Raw genomic sequence first — 23,614 nt, forward strand, 5'->3', positions numbered from 1 at the left:
GCGCAGGGTCCGGGATCCCCCCGGGAGCCCTGGGAGGCGTATGCGCGCGCACATCATCACCTACGGATGTCAGATGAACGAGTACGACTCCCACCTGGTGGCCAGCGAGCTGGTGAGCCTGGGGTGGGAGCTGGTGGACACGGTGGAGGAGGCGGACTTCGTCTTGGTGAACACCTGCGCCGTGCGGGGCAAGCCCGTGGAGAAGGTGCGCTCCCTTTTGGGCCAGCTCCGCAAGGAGAAGGAAAGGCGGGGCCTCCTCATCGGCATGATGGGCTGCTTGGCTCAGCTGGACGAGGGCCAGCAGATGGCCAAGAAGTTCGGGGTGGACATCCTCTTGGGCCCGGGGGCCCTCACCTCCTTGCCCGAGGCCCTGAAGCAAAACGAGCGCTTCTATGACCTCACCTTCCGGGACGACCTCCTGGACTACATCCCCCCACCCCCCAAGGGGGCCCTTTCCGCCCATGTGAGCATCATCCGGGGGTGCAACCACCACTGCACCTACTGCATCGTGCCCACCACCCGGGGCCCCGAGGTTTCCCGCCACCCGGACCTGATCCTGAGGGAAATTGAGCTCCTAAGGCAGGCGGGGGTGGTGGAGATCACCCTCCTGGGCCAGAACGTGAACTCCTACGGCAAGGACCAGCCGGGCTACCCCAGCTTCGCCGAGCTTTTGCGCATGGTGGGGCGGATGGGTATCCCCCGGGTGCGCTTCCTCACCAGCCACCCCGTGAACTTCACGGACGACATCCTCGAGGCCATCGCCGAAACCCCCAGCATCTGCCGCTACATCCACCTCCCCGTGCAGTCGGGCTCCGACCGGGTGCTGCGGCGCATGGCCCGGGAGTACCGCCGGGCCCACTACCTGGAGCGGATCCGGCGCATCCGGGAGGTCCTGCCCGACGCCGTGCTCTCCACGGACATCATCGTGGGGTTCCCTGGGGAAACCGAGGAGGACTTCCAAGAAACCCTCTCCCTCTACGACGAGGTGGGCTACGACCAGGCCTATATGTTCATCTACTCCCCCCGCCCCGGCACCCCCGCCTACAAGCACTTCCAGGACCTGCCCCGGGAGGTGAAGGTGGAAAGGCTACAGCGGCTCATTGAAAAGCAAAAGGAGTGGAGCTACCGCCGTAACCTGGAATGGGTGGGGAAGACCGTGGAGGTCCTGGTGCGGGGCGAGGCCAAGGAGGAGGGCTTCGTCCAAGGGCACGACCGGGGGAACCACCCGGTCCTGATCCCTGCGGCCCAGGCCCCCACCCCCGGGCTGTACCAAGTGGAGATCAAGCAGGCCACGCCCCACCTCCTCTTCGGCGAGGTGGTGGGGGCCCGGGAGCCCGCGCCCATCCCCCTGCCCGTGGCCTAAGGAGGCGGCGTGGCCCCGGTCCTGCCCCTAAGCGCCGCCATCGCCCTTTTCCTCCTCCTTTGGGCGGGTTTGCGCTTTGCCGCCTGGGGCCTTCTCCTGGCCTTGGGCCTCGGGGTTTTGGCCTACCTGGGGGTGGCCCGCTGGCAAGGCCTGATGCTTCGCCAAGGGCCTTCCCGAGCGGCCTGGGAGCGGCTTGCCATGAAGGAGGCCTGGCGACGGGGGGGATTTTTGCGCCCCCAAGACCTCTTGGCCTACATGGAGGAGGGAAAGGCGAGGGCGCTTTTGGAGGGCCTGGCCGCCCGGGGGCTTTGCCGCAAGGAGGGGGAAGGCTACCGCTTCTGATGCGGGAAGCCGGGGTGGTGGTCCTGGGGGCCGGGGTGGCGGGGCTCACCCTGGCCCGCCTGCTTTGGGAGCGGGGGCGGTCCGTTTTGGTGGTGGCGGAAGGCCTGGGGGAGGCGAGCCGCCCGCCCGTGGCCCTGGTGAACCCCTTAAGGGGGCGGCGCTTCACCCTGGCCGAGGAGGGAGAAAAGGCGTTGGAGGCCGCCCTCGCCTTCTATGGCCGCCACGCCCCCTTGCACCTTGGCGTCTACCGCCCCGTGCCCGAGGGGGAGCGGGATAAGGTGGCGAAGCGGCTTGGGGGGCTAAGGCACCGCTGGGAGGGAGGGGGCGTGGTCCTGGAGGAGGCCTTTTGGCTGGAGCCGAGGCCCCTCTTGGCGCGGCTTGCGGAAGGGCTTCCCCTCCTGCGCCGCAGGGTGGTGGCCTGGGAACCCCCCTACCTCTGGCTGGAAGGAGGCGAGCGGGTGCGGGGGGAGGTTTTGGTCTACGCCGGGGGCGGGCGGGGGGCGCACCTTTTGGGCCTCTTGGGTCGGCACATCCCCGGACTTGTCCTTACCCTCTTGGACTACTTCCCCCGGGCCTTGAGTTACCGGGTGTACCTGGCGGGAAGCGCCCTCGGGGGGAGCTACCTGCCCCAAGGGGAAGGCCCTGACCCTCCGCCCCCCACGGAAGGGGAGGTGGAGTGGCTTCTTTCGGGGGCGGAGGCTTTGGTGGGCTACCGGCCCCAGGTGGCCTCCGCCTGGCGGGGGGTGCGCTTCCGCCTGGGGGGCTTCCCCTACCTCTTTTCCGTGGAGGGGGGGTACGCCCTCACGGGCCTGGGCTCCACCGGATTCCTGTACGCCCCCCTTTTGGCGGCGCGGCTAGCGGAAAAGCTCTAGACTGGGATGGTGTATAGCGGCGCGGTCCTGGCGGGGGGAAGGTCTCGGCGCTTCGGGGAGGATAAGGCGCTGTACCCTTACCGGGGTAAGCCCCTTTTGGCCTGGGTTTTGGAGAGCCTCGAGGGGGCGGCGGAGCGCTTCATCGTGGCGGGCCGCCCCTACGAGGGCTTCGGGGTGCCTGTTTACCCCGACCTCCTTCCGGGGGCGGATAGCCTCTCCGGCCTACACACCGCCTTGGCGCGCGCCCAACACCCATGGGTGGCGGTGGCCGCCTGCGACCTGCCCTTTCTCTCCCGGGCCTATTGGGACTTCCTGTTTGAGAAGACCCAAGCCTCCCCCCACCCCGTGGTGGTGGCGGTGAACCCGGAGGGCCATCTGGAACCCCTCATGGCCTTTTACCACAAGGACTGCCTGCCTCAGGTGGAGCGGCAGATCCGGGAGGGGGATTTCCTCCTGCGCCGGGTGATGGAGGTTTTGGGGGCTACCCGGGTGGCGGCGGGGGAGGTGGTGGAGCGGTTTGGCCCCAGGGTGTTCCTCAACGCCAACCGCAAGGAGGAGTTACCCTAGGCCCCCGCCCCGGGCTGGGGCCGCTCCCCGGCGGCCACGGGCGGGGGCGGAGGGGGCAGGAGGAGGAGGCGCAGGACCTCCCCCACCTCCTCCACGAAGGTGATCTCCAGGTCCTTGAGGACCTCCTCCGGCACCTCCTTGAGCTCCGCTTCGTTCTCCTTGGGGAGGATCACCTTGTGGATCCCCGCCTGGTGGGCGGCGAGGAGTTTTTCCTTCACCCCGCCGATGGGGAGGACCTTGCCCCTTAGGGTGATCTCCCCGGTCATGGCGATGTCCATGCGCACGGGGCGGCCGGTGAGGGCGCTGGCCAAGGCGGTGGCCATGGTGATGCCGGCGGAGGGGCCGTCCTTGGGCGTGGCCCCCTCGGGCACGTGGACGTGCAGGTCAAAGTCCTTGTGGAAGCCCTCGGGGAGCCCCCACTCCTCCCGGTGGGCCCGGAGGTAGGTGAGGGCGGCGTGGGCCGACTCCTTCATCACCTCGCCCAGGTTCCCCGTGAGGTTCACCTTCCCCGTGCCCGGCACCGCCACCGCCTCATGGTGAGGAGGGCGCCCCCATAAGGGGTCCAGGCCAGGCCCTGGGCCGCCCCCACCTGGGGGGCCTTTTCCGCCCGGTCGGGGCGGTACTTGGGCACGCCCAGGTAGGCCTCGAGGTCCTTCGCCTCCACCACCCGCACCCCTTCCCAGGGGGCCTCCAGGTAGTCCTTGGCCGCCTTGCGGGCCACCTTGGAAAGCTCCCGGTCCAGGTTGCGCACCCCCGCCTCCCGGGTGTACTCCTGCACGATGCGGTCAATGGCGGCGTCGGTGATCTCCAGCTTCCCTTCAAGCCCCGCCTCCTTCACCTGGAAGGGCCAGCGGAAATGCCGGGCGATGGCCCGCTTTTCCGGCAGGGTGTACCCAGGGATCTCTATGACCTCCATCCGGTCCAAGAGGGGCCTGGGGATGGTGGCGAGGGTGTTGGCGGTGGTGATGAAGAAGACCTTGGAGAGGTCGTAGGGCACGTCCAGGTAGTGGTCGGTGAAGGTGTGGTTCTGCTCCGGGTCCAAGACCTCCAGAAGGGCCGAGGCCGGGTCCCCCCGCCAGTCGGAGGAGAGCTTGTCAATCTCGTCCAGGAGGAAGACGGGGTTCACCACCCCCACCTGCTTCATCCCCTGGATGATCTTGCCGGGGAGCGCCCCGATGTAGGTGCGGCGGTGGCCCCGGATCTCCGCCTCGTCCCGCACCCCGCCCAAGGAGATGCGGTGGAACTTGCGGTTCATGCTCCGGGCGATGCTCTTGCCCAAGGAGGTCTTGCCCACCCCGGGCGGCCCCACGAAGCAGAGGATGGGGGCGTGGCCCCGCACCTCCTGGCCCTGGGTGAGTTGGCGCACCGCCAGGTACTCCAGGATGCGTTCTTTGACGTCCTTCAGGCCGTAGTGGTCCTCGTCCAGGACACGCTTGGTCACGGAGATGTCCAGGACCTCGGGGTCCGCTTCGGTCCAGGGGACGTCCAGGAGCCAGTCCAGGTAGGTGCGGCTCACCGTGGCTTCGGGGGAGCCGGGTTGCATCCTCTCCAGGCGCTTGAGCTCCTTTAGGGCCTTCTCCTTGACGGGCTCGGGCATGCCCTTTTGCTCAATGCGCTCCCTGAGTTCCTCAATCTCCGTGAGGAAGTCCTCCCCGCCCCCGAGCTCCTTCTGGATGGCCTTCATCTGCTCCCGGAGGTAGTACTCCCGCTGGTTCTGGTCCATCTGCTCCTTGACCCGGGCGGCGATCTTCTTGTCCAGCTCAAAGCGCTCCAGGTCGCGGAGGAGGAGGGCCAGGACCTTCTTCAAGCGCTCCTCCACCTCCGGGGTTTCCAGGAGGTCCTGCTTTTCCTGCAGGGCCCAGGTGGCGTGGTGGGCCACCAGGTCCGCCAGGATGGCGGGGTCCAGGGTGCTCTTGATGGCCTCTTGCTGGTAGCGGTCCAGGCGCAGGGTCTTGTGGTTTTGCAGGTAGCGCTCAAAGGCCTCCTGCACCTCGCTCACCAGGACCCGGGCCAGGCCGGCGTCCGCCAAGGGGGGTTCGGGGAGCACCTCGCCCAAGGCCCGCAGGTAGGGCGCGGCCACGAAGCCCTGGAGGCGCACCCGGTTCCTGGCCTCCACCATCACCTGCAGGGTGCCGTCGGGGAGGCGCATGGCCTGCTTGACCACCGCCAAGGTGCCCACCCCGTAGAGGTCCTCGGGGGTGGGGTCGTCCACCTCCGGGTCCTTCTGGGCCACCAGGAAGATGAGGCGGTCGGCGGCCAGGGCCTCCTCCACCGCCTTTTTGCTCTTGGGTCGGCCCACGTCCACCCCGGTGGTGGTGTGGGGGAGGATCACGGTGTTCCGCAAGGGGAGAACGGGAAGTTCCAGGCGCAAGACGTCCTTCATCTGCCTTCCATGATAAGGGAGGAGGCGGGCGCTTTAGCGCCCGAGGGCACAAAGAGGGCTTAGAGCCCCACGGTGACGTGGGCCTTCATTTCCTCTAGACGGATTTCACCTAGGCCGGGCGGCACGCTTCCTTCCAAGGCCACGCCCAACCAAAGCCGCCCTTGGCGGAGGCCCTGGAGTAGGGTATCCCCCGTGAGGGTGAAGGGAATTTCCGACTGGCCTCCGAAGTCCAGGGTTCCCACTCTTTCCCCGGCCTTGCTGGCGGGGCAAAGAACAAACTGGTTTGTGGCGTAGCATTCGCTTCCGGGTTCTTGGGCGCGGGCGTAGACGAGAACCCGGGCGTTTAGGGGCAGGTTGGCCCTAGCCACTCCCTGTACCCATAGGGCCCGCACCACGTCCAAGGGAGGCGGGTTTAGGGTGATGGGGGTTTTGGGGTAGACCACGTAGGGCTCCCCGAAGGGGCTTGTGGGAGGGAGGCCGTCTAGGTTGAGGCTCGTGGAGCCCAGGTCCACGGTGAAGGTGTAGCTGCAGGCGGCGAGGAGGGTAGCCAGGATGAGGAAGGAAAGGCGCATCTTCCGCACGGGGCCATTCTACCGGAAAATGGAAAGGATGCACCGCCTCCTCTTCGCCCTGGATCCGGAAGCCGCCCACGAGCTCGCCCTGAAGGCCCTCGCCTTATGGTCGGGAAGGGGGCCCCTTTTGGAGGTGCCGGGAAGGCTCCTTAGGGTGGAGGACCCTAGGCTTAGGGTGGAAGCTTTGGGCCTCACCTTCCCGAACCCCTTGGGCCTGGCGGCGGGCATGGACAAGGACGCCCGGGCCCTGGGGGCTTGGTGGGCCTTGGGCTTTGGCTTCGCCGAGGTGGGGACCCTCACGCCAAGGCCCCAGGAGGGAAACCCCAGGCCGAGGCTCTTCCGCCTGCCCGAGGACGGCGCCCTCATCAACCGCATGGGGTTCAACAACCGGGGGGCCCTCGAGGCGGCCCAACGCCTCGCCGCCTTCCGGGCCCGGGGGCTTCCCCTCCCCGTGGGGGTGAACCTGGGGAAGAACCGGGAAACCCCCTTGGAAAAGGCGGCGGAGGACTACCTGGAGGCGCTTCGCCTCCTGGAGCCCCACGGCGACTACTTCGTCCTCAATGTGAGCTCCCCCAACACCCCGGGCCTGCGCACCCTGCAGGAAGGTCCTTTTCTGGACGAGCTCCTCTTTCGCCTGCGGCCTGCCACGGGAAAGCCGCTTCTCCTCAAGGTGGCCCCGGACCTCCCCTTGGAAGCCTTGGACCAGGTGGCGGCCTTGGCCCTGAAGCACCGCCTCGAGGGCCTGGTGGCGGTGAACACCACCCTAAGCCGCGAGGGGCTAAAGAGCCCCTTGGCCCGCGAGGCGGGGGGGCTTTCGGGCAGGCCCTTGAAGCGGAGGGCCCTCGAGGTCCTGCGGCACCTGGCCCAGGTGCCGGGCCTCACCCTGGTGAGCGTGGGCGGGGTGGAGACCCCAGAGGACCTCTGGGAGCGGCTCAAGGCGGGGGCGAGCCTGGTCCAGGTCTACACCGGCTTCGTCTACGGGGGTCCCCTTTTCCCAAGGCGGCTTCTGAAGGGCCTCCTCGCCCTCATGGCGGCGGAGGGGGTGGCTCTCTTGCGGGACCTCAGACGGTGAGGCGGCAGCCGCAGCGCAGTTCCAGCTCCACCGGGGAAACGTAGCGGAAGGCCCCATCTTGGCGCAGGTGGAGCACGAGGAGGGTGGAGGGGTCAAAGACCACCACGTCCTTGACCCCTTGGGAGAGGTAGAAGCGCGGGGCGATCTCCAGGTCCTTGGCCTCGTAGCCCCGGCTCACCACCTCCACCACCGCTTCGGGGAGGAGGGTGATGGCCTCGTCCAGCTCCTCGGGTTCGCGGCAGAAGAGGGCGATGTCGGGCCTTTTGTAGGAGCCATCGGGGAAGCGCACGTACACATCGGCCACGTGGATGCAGGGACAAGAGGAGCCTTCCGTGGGGCGAATGCTTTGGCGGATGCGGTCCACGGCCTTTTGGTGGCGGTAGGTGGGGTGGGCTTCCCAAAGGGGAAGCCCACCCACCCATTCCAGCCGGAGGCCGATCTCGTCCGCTTCCAGGAGCTTCTTCAGCACACCCCTATTCTAGCGCCTCGTGGACCACCCGGCCTTCCACCAGGGTGAGGACGGGCCACCCCCCGAGGACCCACCCCGCCCAGGGGGAGAAGCGGGCCTTGGAGGCGAAGGCCCTGGGGTCCACGGGCCTTTCCTTGGGGGAAAGGAGGACCAGGCTCGCCTCCGCCCCCACCTCCAGGCGGAGGGGCTTTAGGCCCAGGACCCGCCTCGGGCCATCGGTGAAGAGCGCCACCAGCCGGGGGAGGGGGAAGCCCCGCTTGAGGTGGAGCTCGGTGTAGAGGAGGGGGAAGGCCACCTCGAGGCTGGGGATGCCGAAGGGAGCCCGGAGGAGGTCCATCTCCTTCTCCGCCTGGGTGTGGGGGGCGTGGTCCGTGGCGATGGCGTCCAGGGTGCCGTCCAAAAGCCCTTCCAGGAGGGCCTCCTGGTCCTCTTTTGTCCGGAGGGGCGGGGCCACCTTGAAGAGGGGGTCAAAGTCCCTTAGCGCTTCCTCGGTGAGGGTGAGGTGGTGGGGGGTGGCCTCCGCCGTCACGGGGAGGCCCTGCCGCTTGGCCTCCCGGATGAGCTCCAGCCCCCGCTTGGTGGAAAGGTGTTGCACGTGGAGGTGGGGCTTGGCCTGGCCCCGCCTGAGGGCGTAGCGGAGGACCTCCAGGTCCCGGGCGATCCGGGCCGCCTCCGCCTCGGGGGGGTTTCCGGGAAGGCCCAGGCGGTCGGCCAGCATCCCGTCGTTCATCACCCCGCCCCGGCGCAAGGAGGCGTCCTCCGCGTGCACCGCCACGGGAAGGCCTAGGGGGGCGGCCTGCAGGAGCCCTAGGGCCAGGACGCCTGCGTCCTCGTTGGTGCGGCCGTCGTCCGTGAGGAGGGCAGCCCCCGCCTCCCGAAGAAGCCCCGCCGGGGCCGGGTGCTTCCCCTCTTGCCCCAGGGTGAGGGCGGCGGCGGGGTGGAGCCGGGCGAGGCCCAGGGCTATGGCCTTTCCCCGAAGGGCCCGCACCGCCTCGGGGGTGTCCACGGGGGGCTTGGTGTTGGGCATGCTCACCACGTCCGTGTACCCACCCCTCACCGCCGCCAAGAGTCCCGAGGCCAGGTCCTCCTTCACCTCCTCCCCGGGCTCCCGAAGGTGGGCGTGGAGGTCCAGGAAGCCGGGGGCGAGGAAGCACCCCGTCCCGTCCACCACCTTGTGGGCATCTCCCCCTTCCAGGGAGAGGATCCGGCCTTCCCCGAGGAGGACGTCCGTGGGGCCCCGCTCTCCGAGGGCGTCCACCAGGCGCACGTTCTTGATGAGGATCACGCTTCCTCCCTTCCCACCAGGAGGTGGTAGAGCACCGCCATGCGCACGGCCACGCCGTTTTGCACCTGCCGGTTCACCAGGCTCCTCTCTGAATCCGCCAAGGTGCCCTCCAGCTCCACGTCCCGGTTCATGGGGCCCGGGTGGAGGAGGGGGGCTTGGGGCTTCGCCAGGCCGAGCCTCCTTTCCGTCACCTGGTAGCGGGCGATGTACTCCTCTAGGTAAACGAGGCCCGTTTCCATGCGCTCTTTCTGTAACCGAAGCACCATCACGGCGTCCGCCTCCCCCAGGGCTTCCTCGAGGCTTGGGGTGAGCCGCGCCCCGGGCAGGGCCTGGGGCAGGAGGCTTGGGGGCCCGGCGCACCACACCTCCGCCCCTAGGAGGGAAAGGAGCTCGGCGTTGGAGCGGGCCACCCGGGAGTGAAGGATGTCCCCCACGATGGCGATCTTCTTCCCCTCCAGGCTCCCCAAGGCCTCCAGGAGGGTGTAGGCGTCCAAAAGGGCCTGGGTGGGGTGGGCCCGGCGCCCGTCCCCGCCGTTGATGATGGCGCCTTTCACCCAACGGGTGGCCTGGTGGGGCACCCCGGCGGCGTCGGCGCGGATCACGTAGGCATCAATGCCCATGGCCTCGAGGGTGAGGAGGGTGTCCTTGTAGCTTTCCCCCTTCTGCAGGCTAGAGGTGGCGGCGGTGAAGGAAACCACATCGGCCGACATCCGCCGGGCCGCAAGCTCAAAGGAGGTGCGGGTGCGGGTGGAGGGCTCAAAGAAGACCGTGGCCACGGTGAAGCCCTGGAGGGCGGGCACCTTCTTCACGGGGCGCTCCAACACCTCCCGCATCACCCGGGCGGTGTCCAGAAGGCTTTCCACCTGGGCCCGGCTCCAGCCTTGGAAGTCCAGGAGGTGCTTCATGCCTCCTCCTTTTCCCATAGCTCCACCCGGTCCTCCCCGTCCACCTCGAGGACCTTCACCTTCACCACCTCGCTTTTGGCGGTGGGGACGTTTTTGCCCACGAAATCCGCCCGGATGGGAAGCTCCCGGTGGCCCCGGTCCACCAGAACGGCCAGGTAGATCCGCTTGGGGCGGCCCAGGTCCATGAGGGCGTCCAGGGCGGCGCGGGCGGTGCGGCCGGTGTAGAGGACGTCGTCCACCAGGACCACCGCCTTGCCCGTGAGGTCAAAGGGAATGCGGGTTTCCCGCACCTTGGGCCGCACCCCGATTTCCGTGAGGTCGTCCCGGTAGAGGGTGATGTCCAGGGTGCCCACGGGCACCTCCTTCCCCTCAAACTCCCTGAGGTACCGGGCGATGCGCTCGGCCAAGGGGATGCCCCGGGTGTGGATGCCGATGAGGGCCAGGCCCTCCACCCCCTTATTGGCCTCCACGATTTCGTGGGCGATGCGGTGGAGGGCCCGGCGCATCTCCTCGGCGTTCATCAGCTCCGCCTTAAAGCGCACGGCCCACCCCCACAAAAAAAGCGGGGGCAAAACCCCCCGCGCTCCCTCCTGTTGGCCGTGTCCTCGTTTGTCCGTTCACATTTTCCCCCTTTCCGGCCTCGCGGGACCGGTTTAAAGGCCACCCCCACCTTACACCTCGGGGCCCTTTGGCGCAAGCGAAACCCGCCCAGGAAGCCCTGGGCGGGGGCTTTGGGTGGGCCTTAAGCCGCCTTGGGCTTTTCCCGGGTGACGCTCAGGGCCAAGGCGCCCACCAAAAGGCCCACGATGACGGCGTTCCACAGGGCGTTCGCCACCCCGCTAAACCCCAGGATCCAGGGGGAGAGGATGAGCCAAACGCCCAAAAGGACGTTCAGCCACTCCTCCCACAGGGGGCCACCCCGAAGGTGCAAGAGGGCCATCAGCCCCACCACCACCCCCACGACCAGGGCGTTCCACATGGCCGCGGGGGTGCCGCTAAAGCCGAGTAGCCACGGGGAGAGGATGAGCCATACGCCCAGGACGAGATTGGCCCAGTCCTGCCAGCGCGTCATGGTTGCCCACCTCCTTTCACCCTTTATTGTGAAAGGGTTTGAGCGCGAGGAATAGTGCCAAAAGTCACCTTTTTCCCCCGGAGGGACGGACGTACCGCCACCCCGTCCAGAGGAGGACGGCGGCGAAGACCAGCCGTAAGGCCCCTTCGGGCAGGAAGTGGGCGAGCTCCCCCCCGAAGAAGGTGCCCGCCAGCACCCCGGGCACCAAGCCCAAGGCGAGGGCCCTGTCCACGTTGCCCAGGCGCAGGTGGGTGTAGGCGCCCACCAGGCTCGCGGGCACCATGGCGAGGAGGCTCGTCCCCTGGGCGGTGTGCTGGGGCATGCCCAGGAGGAGGACCATGGCGGGGACCATGATGGTCCCCCCGCCCACCCCCATCATCCCGGAAAGGAAGCCGGTGAAGGCCCCCGCCAGGAGGAGGGTTAGGTCCTCCAAGAGCTCGCCCCGCACCAGGCCCATGGGGGCCAGGTGGGGCCTCAGGAGAAGAAGGAGGCTTACGGCCATGAGGAACCAGCCGAAGGCCCGCTTGAGCTCCCTTTCGGGGAGGCCGTGGGCGTAGCGGGCGCCCAAGCGGGCGGTGAGGATGGCGGTGAGGGCCAGGAAGAAGGCCGCCTTGGGGTCCAAGGAGCCTTGGAGGCCGTAGGTGAGGGCGCCCACCAAGCCGGTGAAGAAGACGGCCACCAGGCTCGTGCCGTGGGCCCTGTGCTGGGAAAGCCCGAGGACGCCCACCATGAGGGGAATCATCACGGTTCCTCCCCCAAGGCCCACCAAGCCCCCAAACGCCCCGCCCAGAAAACCGATGAGGAGGCTCATGGGGCTCATACTACCGGGTTTGGGGGCTCGCGCCCCTCCAGGACGGCGAGCAGGTTTTCCACCGCCACCTCGGCCATGCGTTCCCGGGTGCGCCTGCCCGCCGAGCCGATGTGGGGGGTGATGACGGCGTTGGGCAGGGCGTAGAGGGGGTGGCCCGGAGGCAGGGGCTCGGGGTCGGTGACGTCCAGGCCCGCCCCGAGGAGGTGGCCCTTTAGGGCCTCCACCAGGGCCTCGGTGTCCACCAGGGCGCCCCGGGCGGTGTTGACGAGGATGGCCCCAGGCTTCATGGCGAAAAGCCTTTCCCGGTTCAGGAGGCGGTGGGTCTCCGGGGTGAGGGGGGCGTGGAGGGAGACGATGTCTGCGGTGGCGAGGAGGTCTTCAAGGGGAAGGAAGGGGTAGGGGAGGGGCTTGGGGGTACGGCTCGTGTAGACCACCCGCATCCCGAAGGCCAAGGCCCTCTTGGCCCACCGCCTGGGCGATGCGGGCCCATGCCCACGAGGCCCAGGGTGAGGCCCTGGAGGTCCGGGCCCAAGAGGAGCTCGGGGTGCCAGGCCCGCCAGTGCCCGCCTCGGGCGTGGGTCCACCCCCTCCACCACGCGCCGGGCCACGGCGAGGAGGAGGGCCAGGGTGAGGTCGGCGGTGGCCTCGGTGAGGACGTCGGGCGTGTGGGTGACGCGGATGCCCCTAAGCTGGGCCGCCTCCAGGTCCACGTGGTCCACCCCCACGCTGTAGCAGGCGATCACCTTGAGGTTTTTCCCCGCCCGGTCCATGACCTCGGCGTCTATGCGGTCCTCCACGATGGGGATGAGGCCGTGGACGCCCTCCACCTTCCTCAAGAGCTCCTCCCGGGGGAGGAAAAGCCCCTCGTGGACCTCCACCTCCAGGCCCTTCGCCTTTAGGCGCTCCAGGGCCTGCCCCGGCAGGGTGCGGGTGACGTAGACCCTCATGCCCCGGCGAAGGAGAGCTCGGCCACCGCCACCAGGGGGCTGCCGAGGGCGCTTGGGCCCATGGGGTGCCACCCCAGCTCCGCTCCCAGGCCCTCCACCCCTTGCAAGAGTTCCAGGAGGTTTCCGCTCACGGCGAAGTTCTCCAGGGGGTACTGGGCCTTGCCCTCCTCCACCCAAAGCCCCAGGGCCTGGAGGGAGAAGTCCAGGGTGATGGGGTTGGCCCCGGCATGTAGGCCCTGGGGAGTGCGCTTGCGGAAGTCCAGACCACCTTGGCCCCGCTCGTCCACCCGCCCCAAGGCGCCCCGGGCCCGGAGGAGGGTTTCCAGGGCCTCCAGGAGGCCTTCGCGGGTGAGGTGGTTGGTGTAGACGTAGACCACCTGGGGGCCGAAGAAAAGCCGGATGCCCGCCCCGTAGTCCAGGCCGGAGATGGCCTCTTCCAGCCTTGCGGAGCGCACCCGCATGCGCCGCTTTAAGGAGCGTTCGGCGTAGACCTCGGCGAAGTCCGCCCCAGCCTGAAGGGCCCGCCGGAGCACCGCCTCCACCGCTTCGGTTGGGAGCATGGCAAGACTCTACCGTGTGGCTGACCGGCCGGTCAAGGGGAGGAGGGCGAAGACCGCCCCCTCCAGGGCGAGCCAGGGGTCCTTACCCTCCTTGGCCCGGCGCTCGGCGGCGATGAGGATGTCAAGGGCCTCCCGGAGGGCGGCCTCCTCCAGGGAACGGGCGAGCTCCAGGGCGCGCCGGGCGGCGTAGGGGTGGGCCTCGAGGCGGGGGAGGTCCTCCTCCTTGGGCCTTGGGTTTTCCCGGAGGAGGAGGTGGGCCCGGGCCAGGAGGGCGAACTGCCAGGACAAGGCCCCCAGGACCTTGAGGGGCTCTTCCCCTTCTTCCCTTAGGGCCTTGAGGCGGCGGAAGGCCTCCTTTGCGTTCCCCTCCAGCACCGCCCGCACCAGGTCAAACCCGGTGACGGGGGGCTTCAGGGCCACCACCCGCTCCACCTTTTCCAGGGTGAGGGGCGGGGTGAGGAGGGCAAGCTTCTCCAGCTCCCGCTCCAGGGCTTCCAGGTCGGCCTCGAGGCCCGCCAGGTACTGGGCCACCCCAGCGGGAAGCCTGAACCCAAGCCGCTTCGCCCGGTTTTCCAAGTGGCGCAGGAGGTCCTTGCCCTTGGGGGTGGGGAAGTCCCGCCGCTCCCGGGCGCGGTAAAAGGCGGCCCGGGCGGGGGTGGGTTTGGGGTCCAGGAGGAGGACGGGGACGTTTTCCGGGGTCCGCTCCAGGAGGGGCTTTAGGGCCTTCCACTCCCCTTCGCCCACCTCCCGCAGGTCCAAAAGGGCCCCCGCCCCGCTGAAAAGCCCGGGGGAAAGGGCCTCCGCCAGGGCCTCCGGGGTGGGGTCGGTGAAGCGGGCAAGCCCCCAGACCCGGGCCTCCTCCAGGAGGGCCTCCTTGGCCAAAAAGGGGTCCCCGGTGAAGGCGATGACCATCTAGAAGGCGCTCAGCCCCGTGGCCTCCCGGCCCAGGACCAGGGTGTGGACGTCGTGGGTGCCCTCGTAGGTGTAGACGGTCTCCAGGTTCAGCATGTGGCGGATGGCGTGGTACTCCAGGGTGATGCCGCTTCCTCCCAGGATGTCCCGGGCGAGCCGCGCGGCCTCTAGCGCTTTCTTGACGTTCTGCCGCTTGGCCAGGGAGACCTGGGCCGGGGTGAGCTTTCCTTCGTCCTTAAGCCGGGCGAGCCGCCAGGCCAAGAGGAGCCCCTCCGTGTGCCAGGAGAGCATGTCCGCCAGCTTGGCCTGCACCAGCTGCTTCTGGGCGATGGGGGCGCCGAAGGTGCTGCGGCTTTGGGCGAAGGCCACCGCCTCCTGGTAGACCATCTCCAAGGCCCCCAGGACCCCCCAGGCGATGCCGAAGCGGGCTTGGGTGAGGCAGGAAAGGGGGGCTTTGAGCCCTTCCGCCTTGGGCAGGCGCAGGGACTCGGGCACCCGCACCCCGTCCAGGATGAGCTCGCTGGTCACCGAGGCCCTTAGGCTCATCTTGTGCTTCACCTCCCGGGCCTGGAACCCGGGGGTGTCCGTGGGGACGAGGAAGCCCAAAACCCGCCCCTCCTCGTCCTTGGCCCAGATCACGGCGATGTGGGCCAGGTTGCCGTTGGTGATCCACATCTTGGTGCCGGTGAGGACCCAGGTGTCCCCATCCCGGCGGGCCTTGGTCTTCATGTTGCCGTAGGGGTCCGAGCCCCCGTCGGGCTCGGTGAGGCCGAAGCACCCCACCAGCTCCCCCCGGGCGAGCTTGGGCAGGAACTCCCGCTTTTGCGCCTCGCTCCCGAAGGCGTAGATGGGGTACATGACCAAGGAGCTCTGCACGCTCACGAAGCTCCTCAGCCCCGAGTCCACCCGCTCCAGCTCGTAGGCGATGAGGCCGTAGGCGGCGCTGGAAACCCCCGCCCCCCGTACTCCGGGGGCAGGGTGGGGCCTAGGAAGCCCAGCTCGGCGAAGCGGGGGATGAGGTGGGTGGGGAAGACCCCCTCTTCCCACCAGTGGCGGATGTGGGGCAGGGCTTCCTTTTCCAGGAAGCGGCGGGCGGCTTTTTGCACCTCCTTCTCCTCGGGGGTGAGGAGGTCTTCCAAGGCGTAGAAGTCCAGCATGGGGCACCTCGTTTAGAGCATACCCGCCAGGAACCCCTCTTCCCGGATGGTGCGGATCAGGTCCATGACCGTGAGGGACTGGGGGTCGTACTCCACCAGGACCTGGGCGGGGCCCGTGGCCTGGGCCTGGGCCACCCCTTCCAGGGCCTTGAGCGCCGTGAGGATCCTTTCCATCCCCTCGGGGGTGGGTTCCCCCCGGATGCCGATGAGGACGCGGTTCATGCCCTTCATTCTAAGACGCCCCGGGTTTCGCCCCTGGCCCCCCGGCTTCCCAGGACCCGCACCGCCAGGACCAAGGGGCCGATGGCGAAGCCCTGGGCCTTCAGGGCCTCCTCCAGGTCCTTCCTCCCGGGGTCCAGGTGAAGGGCCACCTCGTAGACCCCGGCGTCGTAGGCGCTTTTCACGATGGCGGCGAGGAGGCCTTCCAGGGCCTCTTGGCTCTGCCCTTCTATGCGGGTGATGAGGACGGTGGCCCTTTCCCCTTGCCACACCGCCTGGGCCAGGGCGAAGCCCAAGGGCGTTTCCCCTTCCTCGGCCAGGAAGGAGTGGCCCGTGCGGGCGAAGTGGCGCACGGCGCCCAGGCTTAGGGGGCGGTTCCCCGCCACCTGGTTTAGGGCCTCGAGGTCCTGCTCGCTGAAGGGGCGAAAGCGCATGGTCTCATTATCGCCTTCGGAAGAGGAGGGCCTCCAGGAGGAGGACAAGGGCGGCGAGGAGGGCGAAAAACCTTCCCCCGCCCCCCGAGGTTTTGGGAAGGAAGCTCGCCTCCGGGGTGGGAAGAAGGGTCTCCTCAGGGGCGAGGAGGCCGGTGCGCACCTCCCGGTAGGGCTTGAGGAAGTTGTGGACCAAGAGGGGGAAGAAGGGCTTGTCCTGAAGGGCCTCGAGGGGCGGGAGGTAAAGCCCCCCCTCGGCGACGTAGAGGAGGCCCACGCCGCCCTCCCCCTCCGCCAGGGCCCGCCAGGGGCCTTGGGGCCTTGGGGGCGGGGGCAGGGCCTCCCCCAGGAGAGCCACCCCCTCCAAAAGGGGATGGGGGGTGGTGAGGAGGACGGGAATGGGGGCGCCGCCCCTTGGGGCCAGGAAAAGGGTGGGGGTTTCGGGGGCACCCTCGGGTACCCCAATCCGCACCAGGACCTCCCTCCCCGGGCTTACCCCGATGAGGGCGAAAAGCCGTGCCAGGGCGGGAAGCGTAGGGTAGTCCACCCCGGGCCGCCTCAGGCCAAAGGCCGCCCCGTCGTCCAAGGCCAGGGCGTCTTCCCCCACAAGCCGGGCGGCGAAGGTGGGGGGGAGGTCCTGGAGGCGGGCGTACCCCCGGGCGGGGACCTCCGCCCGAAGGCGCTCTCCCCCAAGCTCCACCTCGGCGGTAAGGGGCCTTTGGGCGCTATTTCCCAGGGCCAAAAACCCCCGGTCCACCGCCACCAGGCCCAGGTTTTCCTGGGGGCTTCCCACCCCCAGGTACCCCTCCGCCCCCGGGGGTGGGGGGCCGTCCGTGGCCACCACCACGGGCGCCTTAAGGAGCCTCCTCCCCAGGGCCATGGCCCCCTCCAGGTCCGCCCGGCGGTCCTCCGCCTCCAGGGCCAAGAGGGCGTCCCGCAGGGCCACCCCCGGGGCGGGGCCGAAGGCTTTGGGCGTTTCCCCCGCCCGCACCACCACCGCCTGGGGCGCCCTTTCCAGAAGGGGAAGAAGCCTTTCCTTGGCGAGGTCCAGCCGGGTCTTGGCCCCTTCCCTGGCGCTCATGCTGGCGGAGGCGTCCACCACGAGGACCAGGGGGGTGGGGCCTAAGGGGGGGTCGTCCAGGGCCAGGACCAAAAGGGCTGCGGCGAGGAGGAGGAGGAGGAGCCGAAGGTCCAACCGGGGCCGGAAGCGGCGCCTTTTCCCCCTCCGCCAAAGCCACACCCCCGCCCAGGGCCGGGGCCTTTGCCCCCTGGCCCGGTAGAGGAGGTAGACAAGGAGGAGGATGGGGAAAAGCCAGAGCACCTTCTTCCCCAGCCTAGCCTTGGTAGGGTGAAGGGGTGTGGGTTTTGGGGATTGACACCTCCTGCGACGACACCGGGGTGGGCTTGGTGCGGGACGGTCAGGTGGTGGTGAACCTGGTGGCGAGCCAGGTGCGCCTCCACGAGGCCTACGGCGGGGTGGTGCCGGAGCTGGCGAGCCGCGAGCACCTCAAGGCCATCCGCCCCCTCACGGAAAGGGCCTTGGCCGAGGCGGGGATTACCGCTAAGGATCTAGACCTGGTGGCGGCCACCCGGGGCCCCGGGCTCATCGGGGCCCTCCTGGTGGGCTACACCTTCGCCAAGGGCTTGGCGTGGGCCTTGGGACGGCCTTTCTACGCCATTCACCACCTCGAGGGCCACATCGCCGCCGCTTGGCCCGAGGGGCTTTCCCCTCCCTTCCTGGCCTTGGTGGCCTCGGGGGGCCACACCCACCTCTACGAGGTCTTGGGGCTTGGCCGCTACCGGCTCCTGGGGGCCACCCGGGACGACGCCGCCGGGGAGGCCTTTGACAAGGTGGCCCGGCTTTTGGGCCTCGGCTTCCCCGGGGGGCCGGAGATAGAGCGCCTGGCCCAGGAGGCGGAGGAGGCGGTGCCCTTCCCCGTGCCCCTTCGGGAGCAGGAGGGGTATGACTTTAGCTTCTCCGGCCTCAAGACCAAGGCGCTCCAGCTCGTGGAAAAGGGCCTTCCCAAGCCGGCCTTGGCCAAGGGCTTCCAGGAGGCGGCCATCCTGCATCTGGCGGAGGTGGTCCTGCGGGCGGCTCGGGACACGGGGCACAAGGTCCTCCTGGTGGCGGGGGGGTGGCGGCGAACCAGGCCCTGCAGGCCCGCTTCCGGGAGGCGGGGCTTCAGGTCTACTTCCCCCCCAAGGGGCTTTCCCAGGACAACGGAGCCATGATCGCCCTCGCCGCCTACCGCCGCTTTAGGCAAGGCTTTCCCCCAAGCTCCCTTTCCTTGGGGGCCACCGCCTACTGGCCCTTGGAGGAAGCCTAAAGGGGTTTCTCATCCCCAAGGAGTACAATCGGCCCTAGGATGCTGGGCCTCTTACGGAAGCTTTTTGACAACAACGAGCGGGAGATCGCCCGCTACTACAAGCAAGTGGTGGAGCCCACCAACCGGCTGGAGCCGGAGGTGGAGAAGATTCAGGACCTGGCCGCCGCCTACCGGGAACTGAAGGAGAAGCACCAGAAGGGGGCTTCCCTGGACGAGCTCCTCCCCATGGCCTTCGCCCTCACCCGGGAGTCCGCCAAGCGGTATCTCGGCATGCGGCACTTTGACGTGCAGCTCATCGGGGGGGCGGTGCTCCACGAGGGCAAGATCGCCGAGATGAAGACCGGGGAGGGGAAGACCCTGGTGGCCACCTTGGCCGTGGCCCTGAACGCCCTCACGGGCAAGGGCGTCCACGTGGTCACGGTGAACGACTACCTGGCCAAGCGGGACGCGGAGTGGATGGGGCCCGTTTACCGGGGCTTGGGCCTGAGCGTGGGGGTGATCCAGCACGCCTCCACCCCGGAGGAACGGCGCAAGGCCTACCTGGCGGACGTCACCTACGTGACCAACGCCGAGCTCGGCTTTGACTACCTCCGAGACAACATGGCCATCAGCCCGGACCAGCTGGTCCTGCGCCACGACACCCCCCTCCACTACGCCATCATTGACGAGGTGGACTCCATCCTCATTGACGAGGCCCGCACCCCCCTCATCATCAGCGGCCCGGCGGAGAAGGCCACCGACCTCTACTACAAGATGGCGGAGATCGCCAAGAAGCTGGAAAGGGGCCTGCCCGCGGAGCCTGGGGTGCGCAAGGAGCCCACGGGGGACTACACCATTGAGGAGAAGAACCGGTCCGTCCACCTCACCCTCCAGGGCATCGCCAAGGCGGAAAAGCTCCTGGGGGTGGAGGGGCTTTTCAGCCCCGAGAACATGGAGCTCGCCCACATGCTCATCCAGGCCATCCGGGCCAAGGAGCTCTACCACCGGGACCGGGACTACATCGTCCAGGATGGCCAGGTCATCATCGTGGACGAGTTCACGGGCCGCCTCATGCCGGGGCGCCGCTACGGCGAGGGCCTCCACCAGGCCATAGAGGCCAAGGAGGGGGTCAGGATTGAGCGGGAGAACCAGACCCTGGCCACCATCACCTACCAGAACTTCTTCCGCCTCTACGAGAAGCGCGCCGGCATGACGGGCACCGCCAAGACGGAGGAGAAGGAGTTCCAGGAGATCTACGGCATGGACGTGGTGGTGGTGCCCACCAACCGCCCCATGATCCGCAAGGACTACCCCGACGTGGTCTACCGCACGGAAAAGGGGAAGTTCTACGCCGTGGTGGAGGAGATTGCCGAGAAGTACGAGCGGGGCCAGCCCGTCTTGGTGGGCACCATCAGCATTGAGAAGTCCGAAAGGCTTTCCCAGATGCTCAAGGAGCCCAGGCTCTACCTGCCCCGCCTGGAGATGCGCCTGGAACTCTTCAAAAAGGCCAGCGCCAAGCAGCAGGGGGAGGCCTGGGACCGCCTGAGGAAGCTTCTGGAAAAGCCCGGCCAGCTCAAAGACGAGGACCTGGCCTCCTTTGAGGAGCTCATCCCGCAAAAGGGCAACCTGCGCGCCGCCTGGGAGGGCCTGAAGCGGGCGGTGCACACCTTAAACGTCCTTCGCCGGGGCATCCCCCACCAGGTGCTAAACGCCAAGCACCACGCCAAGGAGGCGGAGATCGTGGCCCAGGCGGGCCGGAGCAAGACCGTCACCATCGCCACCAACATGGCGGGCCGGGGCACGGACATCAAGCTGGGGGGGAACCCCGAGTACCTGGCCGCCGCCCTTTTGGAGAAGGAGGGCTTTGACCGCTACGAGTGGAAGGTGGAGCTCTTCATCAAGAAGATGGTGGCGGGCCAGGAGGAGGAAGCGAAGGTCCTGGCGGCGGAGCTTGGGGTGAAGGACGAGCTTTTGGAGAGGATCCGCCAGATCCGGGAGGAGTGCAAACAGGACGAGGAGCGGGTGCGGGCCTTGGGGGGGCTTTTCATCCTGGGCACGGAGCGGCACGAGTCCCGGCGGATAGACAACCAGCTCCGGGGCCGCGCCGGCCGCCAGGGGGACCCTGGGGGGAGCCGCTTTTACGTGAGCTTTGACGATGACCTCATGCGCCTCTTCGCCTCTGACCGGGTCATCGCCATGCTGGACCGCATGGGCTTTGACGACTCCGAGCCCATTGAGCATCCCATGGTCACCCGATCCATTGAGCGGGCGCAAAAGCGGGTGGAGGACCGCAACTTCGCCATCCGCAAGCAGCTTTTGCAGTTTGACGACGTGCTAAGCCGCCAGCGGGAGGTGATTTACGCCCAGCGCCGCCTCATCCTTCTGGGCGAGGACGAGGCGGTGCGGGAGGCCGCCATGGGCATGGTGGAGGAGACGGTGGCCGCCTTAGCGGAAAACTTCCTAAATCCCCAGGTCCACCCTGAGGACTGGGACCTGGAGGGCCTCAAGGCCGCCCTCCTGGACACCGCGCCCCAGCTGCAGGACTTCCCCTTTGAAGAGCTCCGGAGCCTCAAGCCCGAGGAGGGGGTGGAGCGCCTGGTGGAGGCGGCCCTAAGGGCTTACGAGGCCCGGGAGGCGGAGCTTTCCCCGCCCCTCATGCGGGCGGTGGAGCGCTTCGTGATCCTCAACGTGGTGGACTCCGCCTGGAAGGAGCACCTCCACAACCTGGACGTCCTGCGCCAGGGCATCTTCCTCCGGGGTTACGGGCAGAAAGACCCCTTCCAGGAGTACAAGATTGAGGCCACCCGCCTCTTCAACGATATGGTGGCCTTCATCAAGGGGGAGGTGGCCAAGTTCCTCTTCCGGCTCAGGGTGGAGGCCGAACCGGTGCGCCCGGTGCGGGAGGCCCCCTACGTCCCCGTGCCCGAGGCGCCCAAGGCGCCTGAGGCCTTTGGGGTGGAGAGGAAGCGGCCCGCCACCCCCCCGCCCCAGCCGGGCCTTTCCCGGGCGGAGCGCCGGCGGCTCATGCGGGAGGAGAAAAAGCGCAAGAAGGAGTAAGCCGCCGCCCGGGGGTTGCCCCGGGCGGCCGTTTACGCCTCCACCTGGAGGCTTGCGGGGTCTAGGTTGGTGTAGACGTGTTGCACGTCGTCCAGGTCCTCCAGGGCCTCCACCAGGCGCATGACCTTGGCGGCGTCCTCGGGAGGTAGGCTTACGGTGTTCTGGGGGTGTTGCACCACCTCCACCGCCTCCACGGGGATGCCCCGCTTCTTGAGCTCCTCGGCGATGCGGTAGGCCTCGGTGGGGTCGGTGTAGAGGGTGAGGCTTTCCCCTTCTTCTTCCAGGTCCAAGGCGCCAAGCTCTATGGCCGCTTCCTGGGCGGCCTCCGAGTTTTGGCAGACGATGATGCCCTTGCGCTCAAACTGCCAGGCCACGCTCCCCGTGGTGCCCAAGGAACCCCCGTACTTGGAGAAGACGTGGCGCACCTCGCCGGCGGTGCGGTTGCGGTTGTCGGTGAGGGCGTAGACCAGGAGGGCCACCCCCCCCGGGGCGTAGCCCTCGTAGACGATCTCTTCGTACTGCTCGGCCCCTTCCCCGCCTCCTTGGAGCTTCTGCAGGAGGCGCTCAATGTTCTCCATGGGCACGTCGTCCGCCCGGGCGGCCTCAATGGCGTTCCGGAGCTGGACGTTGGCCTCCGGGTAGGGGCTTCCCCCGGCCCGGGCCGCCGCCTGGATGGCCCGAAGGTGTTTGGAGATGATCTTGCCGCGCTTCAGGTCGTTGGCGGCCTTCTTGCGTTTGATCTGCGCCCACTTGCTATGACCGGCCATGGCTCACCTCCCCCATTATAGTCAGGCGCTCTAGCACCCGCTCTGCCAGGCGTTCGCCCGCCTCGCGGAAGGGGTGGAAGAGGAGGCTCACCCCGGCGGCCTCTAAGGCCGGGTCCTCCTCCAGGTGGAAGCTGGTGGCGGCCACCACGCCCCTGAAGCCCCGCTCCTTTAGCCAGCGGGCGGCGAGGAGTTTGGCCTCGAGGTCCGGCAAGGCCAGGACCACCGCCTTAACCCCCGAGAGGTCCAGCCTTTCCCAAAGCTCGGGGTCCTCCGTGTCCCCGTAGAGGACCCGCCTGCCCTTGGCCCGGTGCCGCTCCACCTTCTCCGGGTCGGCGTCCAGGCCGAAGGGCCGCTCCCCCCCCGCCTCCAAGACCCGGTAGACGGCTCCCCCGGTGCGCCCCATGCCCACGATGAGGGCCGTGGCCCCGTCCAGGCGCTCGGGCTCCTCGTCGGGGTGGCGGCCCTTCCGCTCCAGCCGGAGGAGCCAGGGCTCCAGGCGCCTGTACAGGGTGTGGCTGTAGCGGCCCAAGGGGGCGGAGAGGGCCATGGAAAGGGCCACCAGGAGGGCGAGGCTTCCAAGCCCCATGGGGAGGAGTCCCACCCGCTCCAGGGCCACCCCCACGATGAGGGCGAACTCCGAGTAGTTGCCGAGGTAGGTCCCCGCCACGAAGGCGGTGCGGGCTCGGAGGCCGAAAAGAAGGAAGAGGAGGAAGAAAAGGGGGGCTTTAAGGAGGGAAAGGAGAAGGAGGCCCAAGACCAGGCCCGCCTCCACCCCCTGTAGCCCTTCCCGCAGGCCGATGTTCAGAAAGAAGGCCACCAAAAAGGCTTCCTTTAGGCCCCAGAGGGCCTTGGCCATCTCCGTGCCCTTGGCGTGGCCGGAAAGGAGGGTGCCGGTGAGAAGCGCCCCGAGCTCCGGGGACAAGCCCACCTGGCGGAAGGTTTCCCCTCCCAAAAGGGCAAGCCCCAGGCCATAGAGGACCAAAAGCTCCTCGTGCCCGCTCCTTTCCAAAAGCCAGGCCACTCCGAGGCGGAGGAGGGGGAAAAGGAAGAGGAGAAGCGCCCAAGGGCTCACGCTGCCGCCGCCCACCAGGGTCAGGAGGCTCACCGCCACCAGGTCCTGCAGCACCAGGATGCCGATGGCCAGGCGGCCGTGGTAGGTGGTGAGCTCCCGCTTGTCCTCCAGGAGCTTGGCCACCAGCACCGTGCTGGACAAGCCCAGGGCCAGGGCAAGGGGAAAGGGCCCGGCGAAGGACAGGGCCAGAAGGGCGAAGAGGAGAAGGTGAAGCCCCCCCACCCCCAGGACCCTGGGGTCCAGGAGGTCCTTGGGCCGGAGCTTAAGCCCCAGGCTAAAGAGGAGGAGCAGAACGCCGATCTCCGCCGCGTGGTGCAGGAAGTCCGTTTCCCGCAGGCCCAGGGCGTGGAGGCCAAACCCCGCCCCAAGATAGCCCACCAAGGGGGGGAGGCCTAGCCGGGTGGCGAAAAGGCCCAGGGCGAAGGCGGTGGCTACCCAGAGGGCCTCCATGCCCCAAGGGTAGCAAAGGCGGA

General features: G+C 68.4%; 21 protein-coding genes and 3 pseudogenes. 7 read left to right on the forward strand and 17 right to left on the reverse strand.

Annotation, left to right across the window (positions count from 1 at the left end):
• Positions 1-40: 40 nt before the first annotated feature.
• From miaB to QT17_RS08990, 4 genes are read left to right on the forward strand one after another with little or no spacing between them, the layout of a single operon-like run.
• Entirely contained in the window at positions 41-1,363 is a 1,323-nt protein-coding gene (miaB, locus tag QT17_RS08975) for a tRNA (N6-isopentenyl adenosine(37)-C2)-methylthiotransferase MiaB (RefSeq protein ID WP_039459223.1), read from the forward strand.
• Positions 1,364-1,372: 9 nt separating this feature from the next.
• Complete coding sequence (locus QT17_RS08980) at positions 1,373-1,705, forward strand: hypothetical protein (protein ID WP_039459225.1); 333 nt, start codon at positions 1,373-1,375, stop codon at positions 1,703-1,705.
• Positions 1,702-2,577 carry an FAD-dependent oxidoreductase gene (locus QT17_RS08985; RefSeq protein ID WP_039459368.1) on the forward strand — a complete coding sequence of 292 codons (876 nt, stop codon included), beginning with the start codon at positions 1,702-1,704 and terminating at the stop codon, positions 2,575-2,577. The genes QT17_RS08980 and QT17_RS08985 overlap by 4 nt, the downstream gene beginning before the upstream one ends.
• A gap of 9 nt (positions 2,578-2,586) precedes the next feature.
• Entirely contained in the window at positions 2,587-3,144 is a 558-nt protein-coding gene (locus tag QT17_RS08990) for a molybdenum cofactor guanylyltransferase (protein WP_039459371.1), read from the forward strand.
• Here the strand turns inward: QT17_RS08990 and lon are convergent.
• Positions 3,141-5,527 (reverse strand): annotated as a pseudogene (gene lon, locus QT17_RS08995) (endopeptidase La). The gene QT17_RS08990 and the pseudogene lon overlap by 4 nt on opposite strands.
• Positions 5,528-5,586: 59 nt before the next feature.
• Complete coding sequence (locus QT17_RS09000) at positions 5,587-6,099, reverse strand: hypothetical protein (protein ID WP_039459228.1); 513 nt, start codon at positions 6,097-6,099, stop codon at positions 5,587-5,589.
• 37 nt (positions 6,100-6,136) lie between these two features.
• On the opposite strand from QT17_RS09000, the gene QT17_RS09005 reads away from it, so the two are divergent.
• Positions 6,137-7,171 carry a quinone-dependent dihydroorotate dehydrogenase gene (locus QT17_RS09005; RefSeq protein WP_039459375.1) on the forward strand — a complete coding sequence of 345 codons (1,035 nt, stop codon included), beginning with the start codon at positions 6,137-6,139 and terminating at the stop codon, positions 7,169-7,171.
• Here QT17_RS09005 and QT17_RS09010 read toward each other — a convergent pair.
• From QT17_RS09010 to QT17_RS09070, 13 genes and pseudogenes are all read right to left on the reverse strand, one after another.
• Complete coding sequence (locus QT17_RS09010; protein WP_039459230.1) at positions 7,161-7,640, reverse strand: Uma2 family endonuclease; 480 nt, start codon at positions 7,638-7,640, stop codon at positions 7,161-7,163. The two genes, QT17_RS09005 and QT17_RS09010, sit on opposite strands and share 11 nt — an antisense overlap.
• Positions 7,641-7,644: 4 nt before the next feature.
• Positions 7,645-8,925, reverse strand: a complete 1,281-nt coding sequence (locus QT17_RS09015) for a dihydroorotase (RefSeq protein ID WP_039459232.1) — start codon at positions 8,923-8,925, stop codon at positions 7,645-7,647.
• Positions 8,922-9,830 (reverse strand): aspartate carbamoyltransferase catalytic subunit, encoded by a 909-nt coding sequence (locus QT17_RS09020; protein WP_039459235.1) that lies wholly within the window; start codon positions 9,828-9,830, stop codon positions 8,922-8,924. Before QT17_RS09020 ends, QT17_RS09015 begins: the two co-directional genes overlap by 4 nt.
• Positions 9,827-10,372, reverse strand: a complete 546-nt coding sequence (pyrR, locus tag QT17_RS09025; RefSeq protein ID WP_039459379.1) for a bifunctional pyr operon transcriptional regulator/uracil phosphoribosyltransferase PyrR — start codon at positions 10,370-10,372, stop codon at positions 9,827-9,829. The genes QT17_RS09020 and pyrR overlap by 4 nt, the downstream gene beginning before the upstream one ends.
• 200 nt (positions 10,373-10,572) lie before the next feature.
• A complete protein-coding gene (locus QT17_RS09030; RefSeq protein WP_039459237.1) occupies positions 10,573-10,902 on the reverse strand; it encodes an SPW repeat protein in 330 nt (109 codons plus the stop codon).
• A 64-nt stretch (positions 10,903-10,966) separates the two neighbouring features.
• Positions 10,967-11,713 (reverse strand): sulfite exporter TauE/SafE family protein, encoded by a 747-nt coding sequence (locus QT17_RS09035; RefSeq protein WP_039459381.1) that lies wholly within the window; start codon positions 11,711-11,713, stop codon positions 10,967-10,969.
• Between the two features lie 5 nt (positions 11,714-11,718).
• A complete protein-coding gene (locus tag QT17_RS09040) occupies positions 11,719-12,660 on the reverse strand; it encodes a D-glycerate dehydrogenase (RefSeq protein WP_235283867.1) in 942 nt (313 codons plus the stop codon).
• Entirely contained in the window at positions 12,657-13,220 is a 564-nt protein-coding gene (locus QT17_RS15030; RefSeq protein ID WP_052155193.1) for a metallopeptidase TldD-related protein, read from the reverse strand. Before QT17_RS15030 ends, QT17_RS09040 begins: the two co-directional genes overlap by 4 nt.
• A 9-nt stretch (positions 13,221-13,229) precedes the next feature.
• Positions 13,230-14,132: a DNA polymerase III subunit delta gene (gene holA, locus QT17_RS09050; RefSeq protein WP_039459241.1), complete on the reverse strand. Its 903-nt coding sequence runs from the start codon at positions 14,130-14,132 to the stop codon at positions 13,230-13,232.
• Positions 14,133-15,289 (reverse strand): annotated as a pseudogene (locus tag QT17_RS09055) (acyl-CoA dehydrogenase family protein).
• Positions 15,290-15,301: 12 nt separating this feature from the next.
• Positions 15,302-15,511, reverse strand: a complete 210-nt coding sequence (locus QT17_RS09060; RefSeq protein ID WP_039459244.1) for a heavy-metal-associated domain-containing protein — start codon at positions 15,509-15,511, stop codon at positions 15,302-15,304.
• A 5-nt stretch (positions 15,512-15,516) separates the two neighbouring features.
• On the reverse strand, positions 15,517-15,942 hold the full coding sequence (locus QT17_RS09065; protein WP_039459248.1) for a DUF1999 family protein: 426 nt from the start codon (positions 15,940-15,942) through the stop codon (positions 15,517-15,519).
• Between the two features lie 7 nt (positions 15,943-15,949).
• Positions 15,950-17,260 (reverse strand): VWA domain-containing protein, encoded by a 1,311-nt coding sequence (locus QT17_RS09070; protein WP_039459250.1) that lies wholly within the window; start codon positions 17,258-17,260, stop codon positions 15,950-15,952.
• 35 nt (positions 17,261-17,295) lie between these two features.
• Between QT17_RS09070 and tsaD the strand changes: the two are divergent.
• Together tsaD and secA are read left to right on the forward strand one after the other, a co-directional pair.
• Positions 17,296-18,266: pseudogene (gene tsaD / locus QT17_RS09075) on the forward strand (tRNA (adenosine(37)-N6)-threonylcarbamoyltransferase complex transferase subunit TsaD).
• A 39-nt stretch (positions 18,267-18,305) separates the two neighbouring features.
• On the forward strand, positions 18,306-21,302 hold the full coding sequence (gene secA, locus QT17_RS09080) for a preprotein translocase subunit SecA (protein ID WP_039459251.1): 2,997 nt from the start codon (positions 18,306-18,308) through the stop codon (positions 21,300-21,302).
• Between the two features lie 32 nt (positions 21,303-21,334).
• Here the strand turns inward: secA and QT17_RS09085 are convergent, their stop codons facing one another.
• Complete coding sequence (locus QT17_RS09085) at positions 21,335-22,069, reverse strand: YebC/PmpR family DNA-binding transcriptional regulator (protein WP_039459254.1); 735 nt, start codon at positions 22,067-22,069, stop codon at positions 21,335-21,337.
• Positions 22,056-23,591: a cation:proton antiporter family protein gene (locus QT17_RS09090; RefSeq protein ID WP_039459387.1), complete on the reverse strand. Its 1,536-nt coding sequence runs from the start codon at positions 23,589-23,591 to the stop codon at positions 22,056-22,058. The genes QT17_RS09085 and QT17_RS09090 overlap by 14 nt, the downstream gene beginning before the upstream one ends.
• Positions 23,592-23,614: the final 23 nt, after the last annotated feature.

Source organism: Thermus sp. 2.9 (genome assembly GCF_000794385.1).
Lineage (GTDB): Bacteria > Deinococcota > Deinococci > Deinococcales > Thermaceae > Thermus > Thermus thalpophilus.

Coding starts and splice junctions, on each gene's coding strand:
- QT17_RS09085 (WP_039459254.1), bottom strand. CDS start 22,069: ATGGCCGGTCATAGCAAGTGGGCGCAGATCAAACGCAAGAAGGCCGCC.
- QT17_RS09000 (WP_039459228.1), bottom strand. CDS start 6,099: ATGCGCCTTTCCTTCCTCATCCTGGCTACCCTCCTCGCCGCCTGCAGC.
- QT17_RS09040 (WP_235283867.1), bottom strand. CDS start 12,660: ATGAGGGTCTACGTCACCCGCACCCTGCCGGGGCAGGCCCTGGAGCGC.
- holA (WP_039459241.1), bottom strand. CDS start 14,132: ATGGTCATCGCCTTCACCGGGGACCCCTTTTTGGCCAAGGAGGCCCTC.
- QT17_RS09035 (WP_039459381.1), bottom strand. CDS start 11,713: ATGAGCCTCCTCATCGGTTTTCTGGGCGGGGCGTTTGGGGGCTTGGTG.
- miaB (WP_039459223.1), top strand. CDS start 41: ATGCGCGCGCACATCATCACCTACGGATGTCAGATGAACGAGTACGAC.
- QT17_RS09090 (WP_039459387.1), bottom strand. CDS start 23,591: ATGGAGGCCCTCTGGGTAGCCACCGCCTTCGCCCTGGGCCTTTTCGCC.
- QT17_RS09020 (WP_039459235.1), bottom strand. CDS start 9,830: ATGAAGCACCTCCTGGACTTCCAAGGCTGGAGCCGGGCCCAGGTGGAA.
- QT17_RS09005 (WP_039459375.1), top strand. CDS start 6,137: ATGCACCGCCTCCTCTTCGCCCTGGATCCGGAAGCCGCCCACGAGCTC.
- QT17_RS15030 (WP_052155193.1), bottom strand. CDS start 13,220: ATGCTCCCAACCGAAGCGGTGGAGGCGGTGCTCCGGCGGGCCCTTCAG.
- secA (WP_039459251.1), top strand. CDS start 18,306: ATGCTGGGCCTCTTACGGAAGCTTTTTGACAACAACGAGCGGGAGATC.
- QT17_RS09030 (WP_039459237.1), bottom strand. CDS start 10,902: ATGACGCGCTGGCAGGACTGGGCCAATCTCGTCCTGGGCGTATGGCTC.
- QT17_RS09060 (WP_039459244.1), bottom strand. CDS start 15,511: ATGAACCGCGTCCTCATCGGCATCCGGGGGGAACCCACCCCCGAGGGG.
- QT17_RS09065 (WP_039459248.1), bottom strand. CDS start 15,942: ATGCGCTTTCGCCCCTTCAGCGAGCAGGACCTCGAGGCCCTAAACCAG.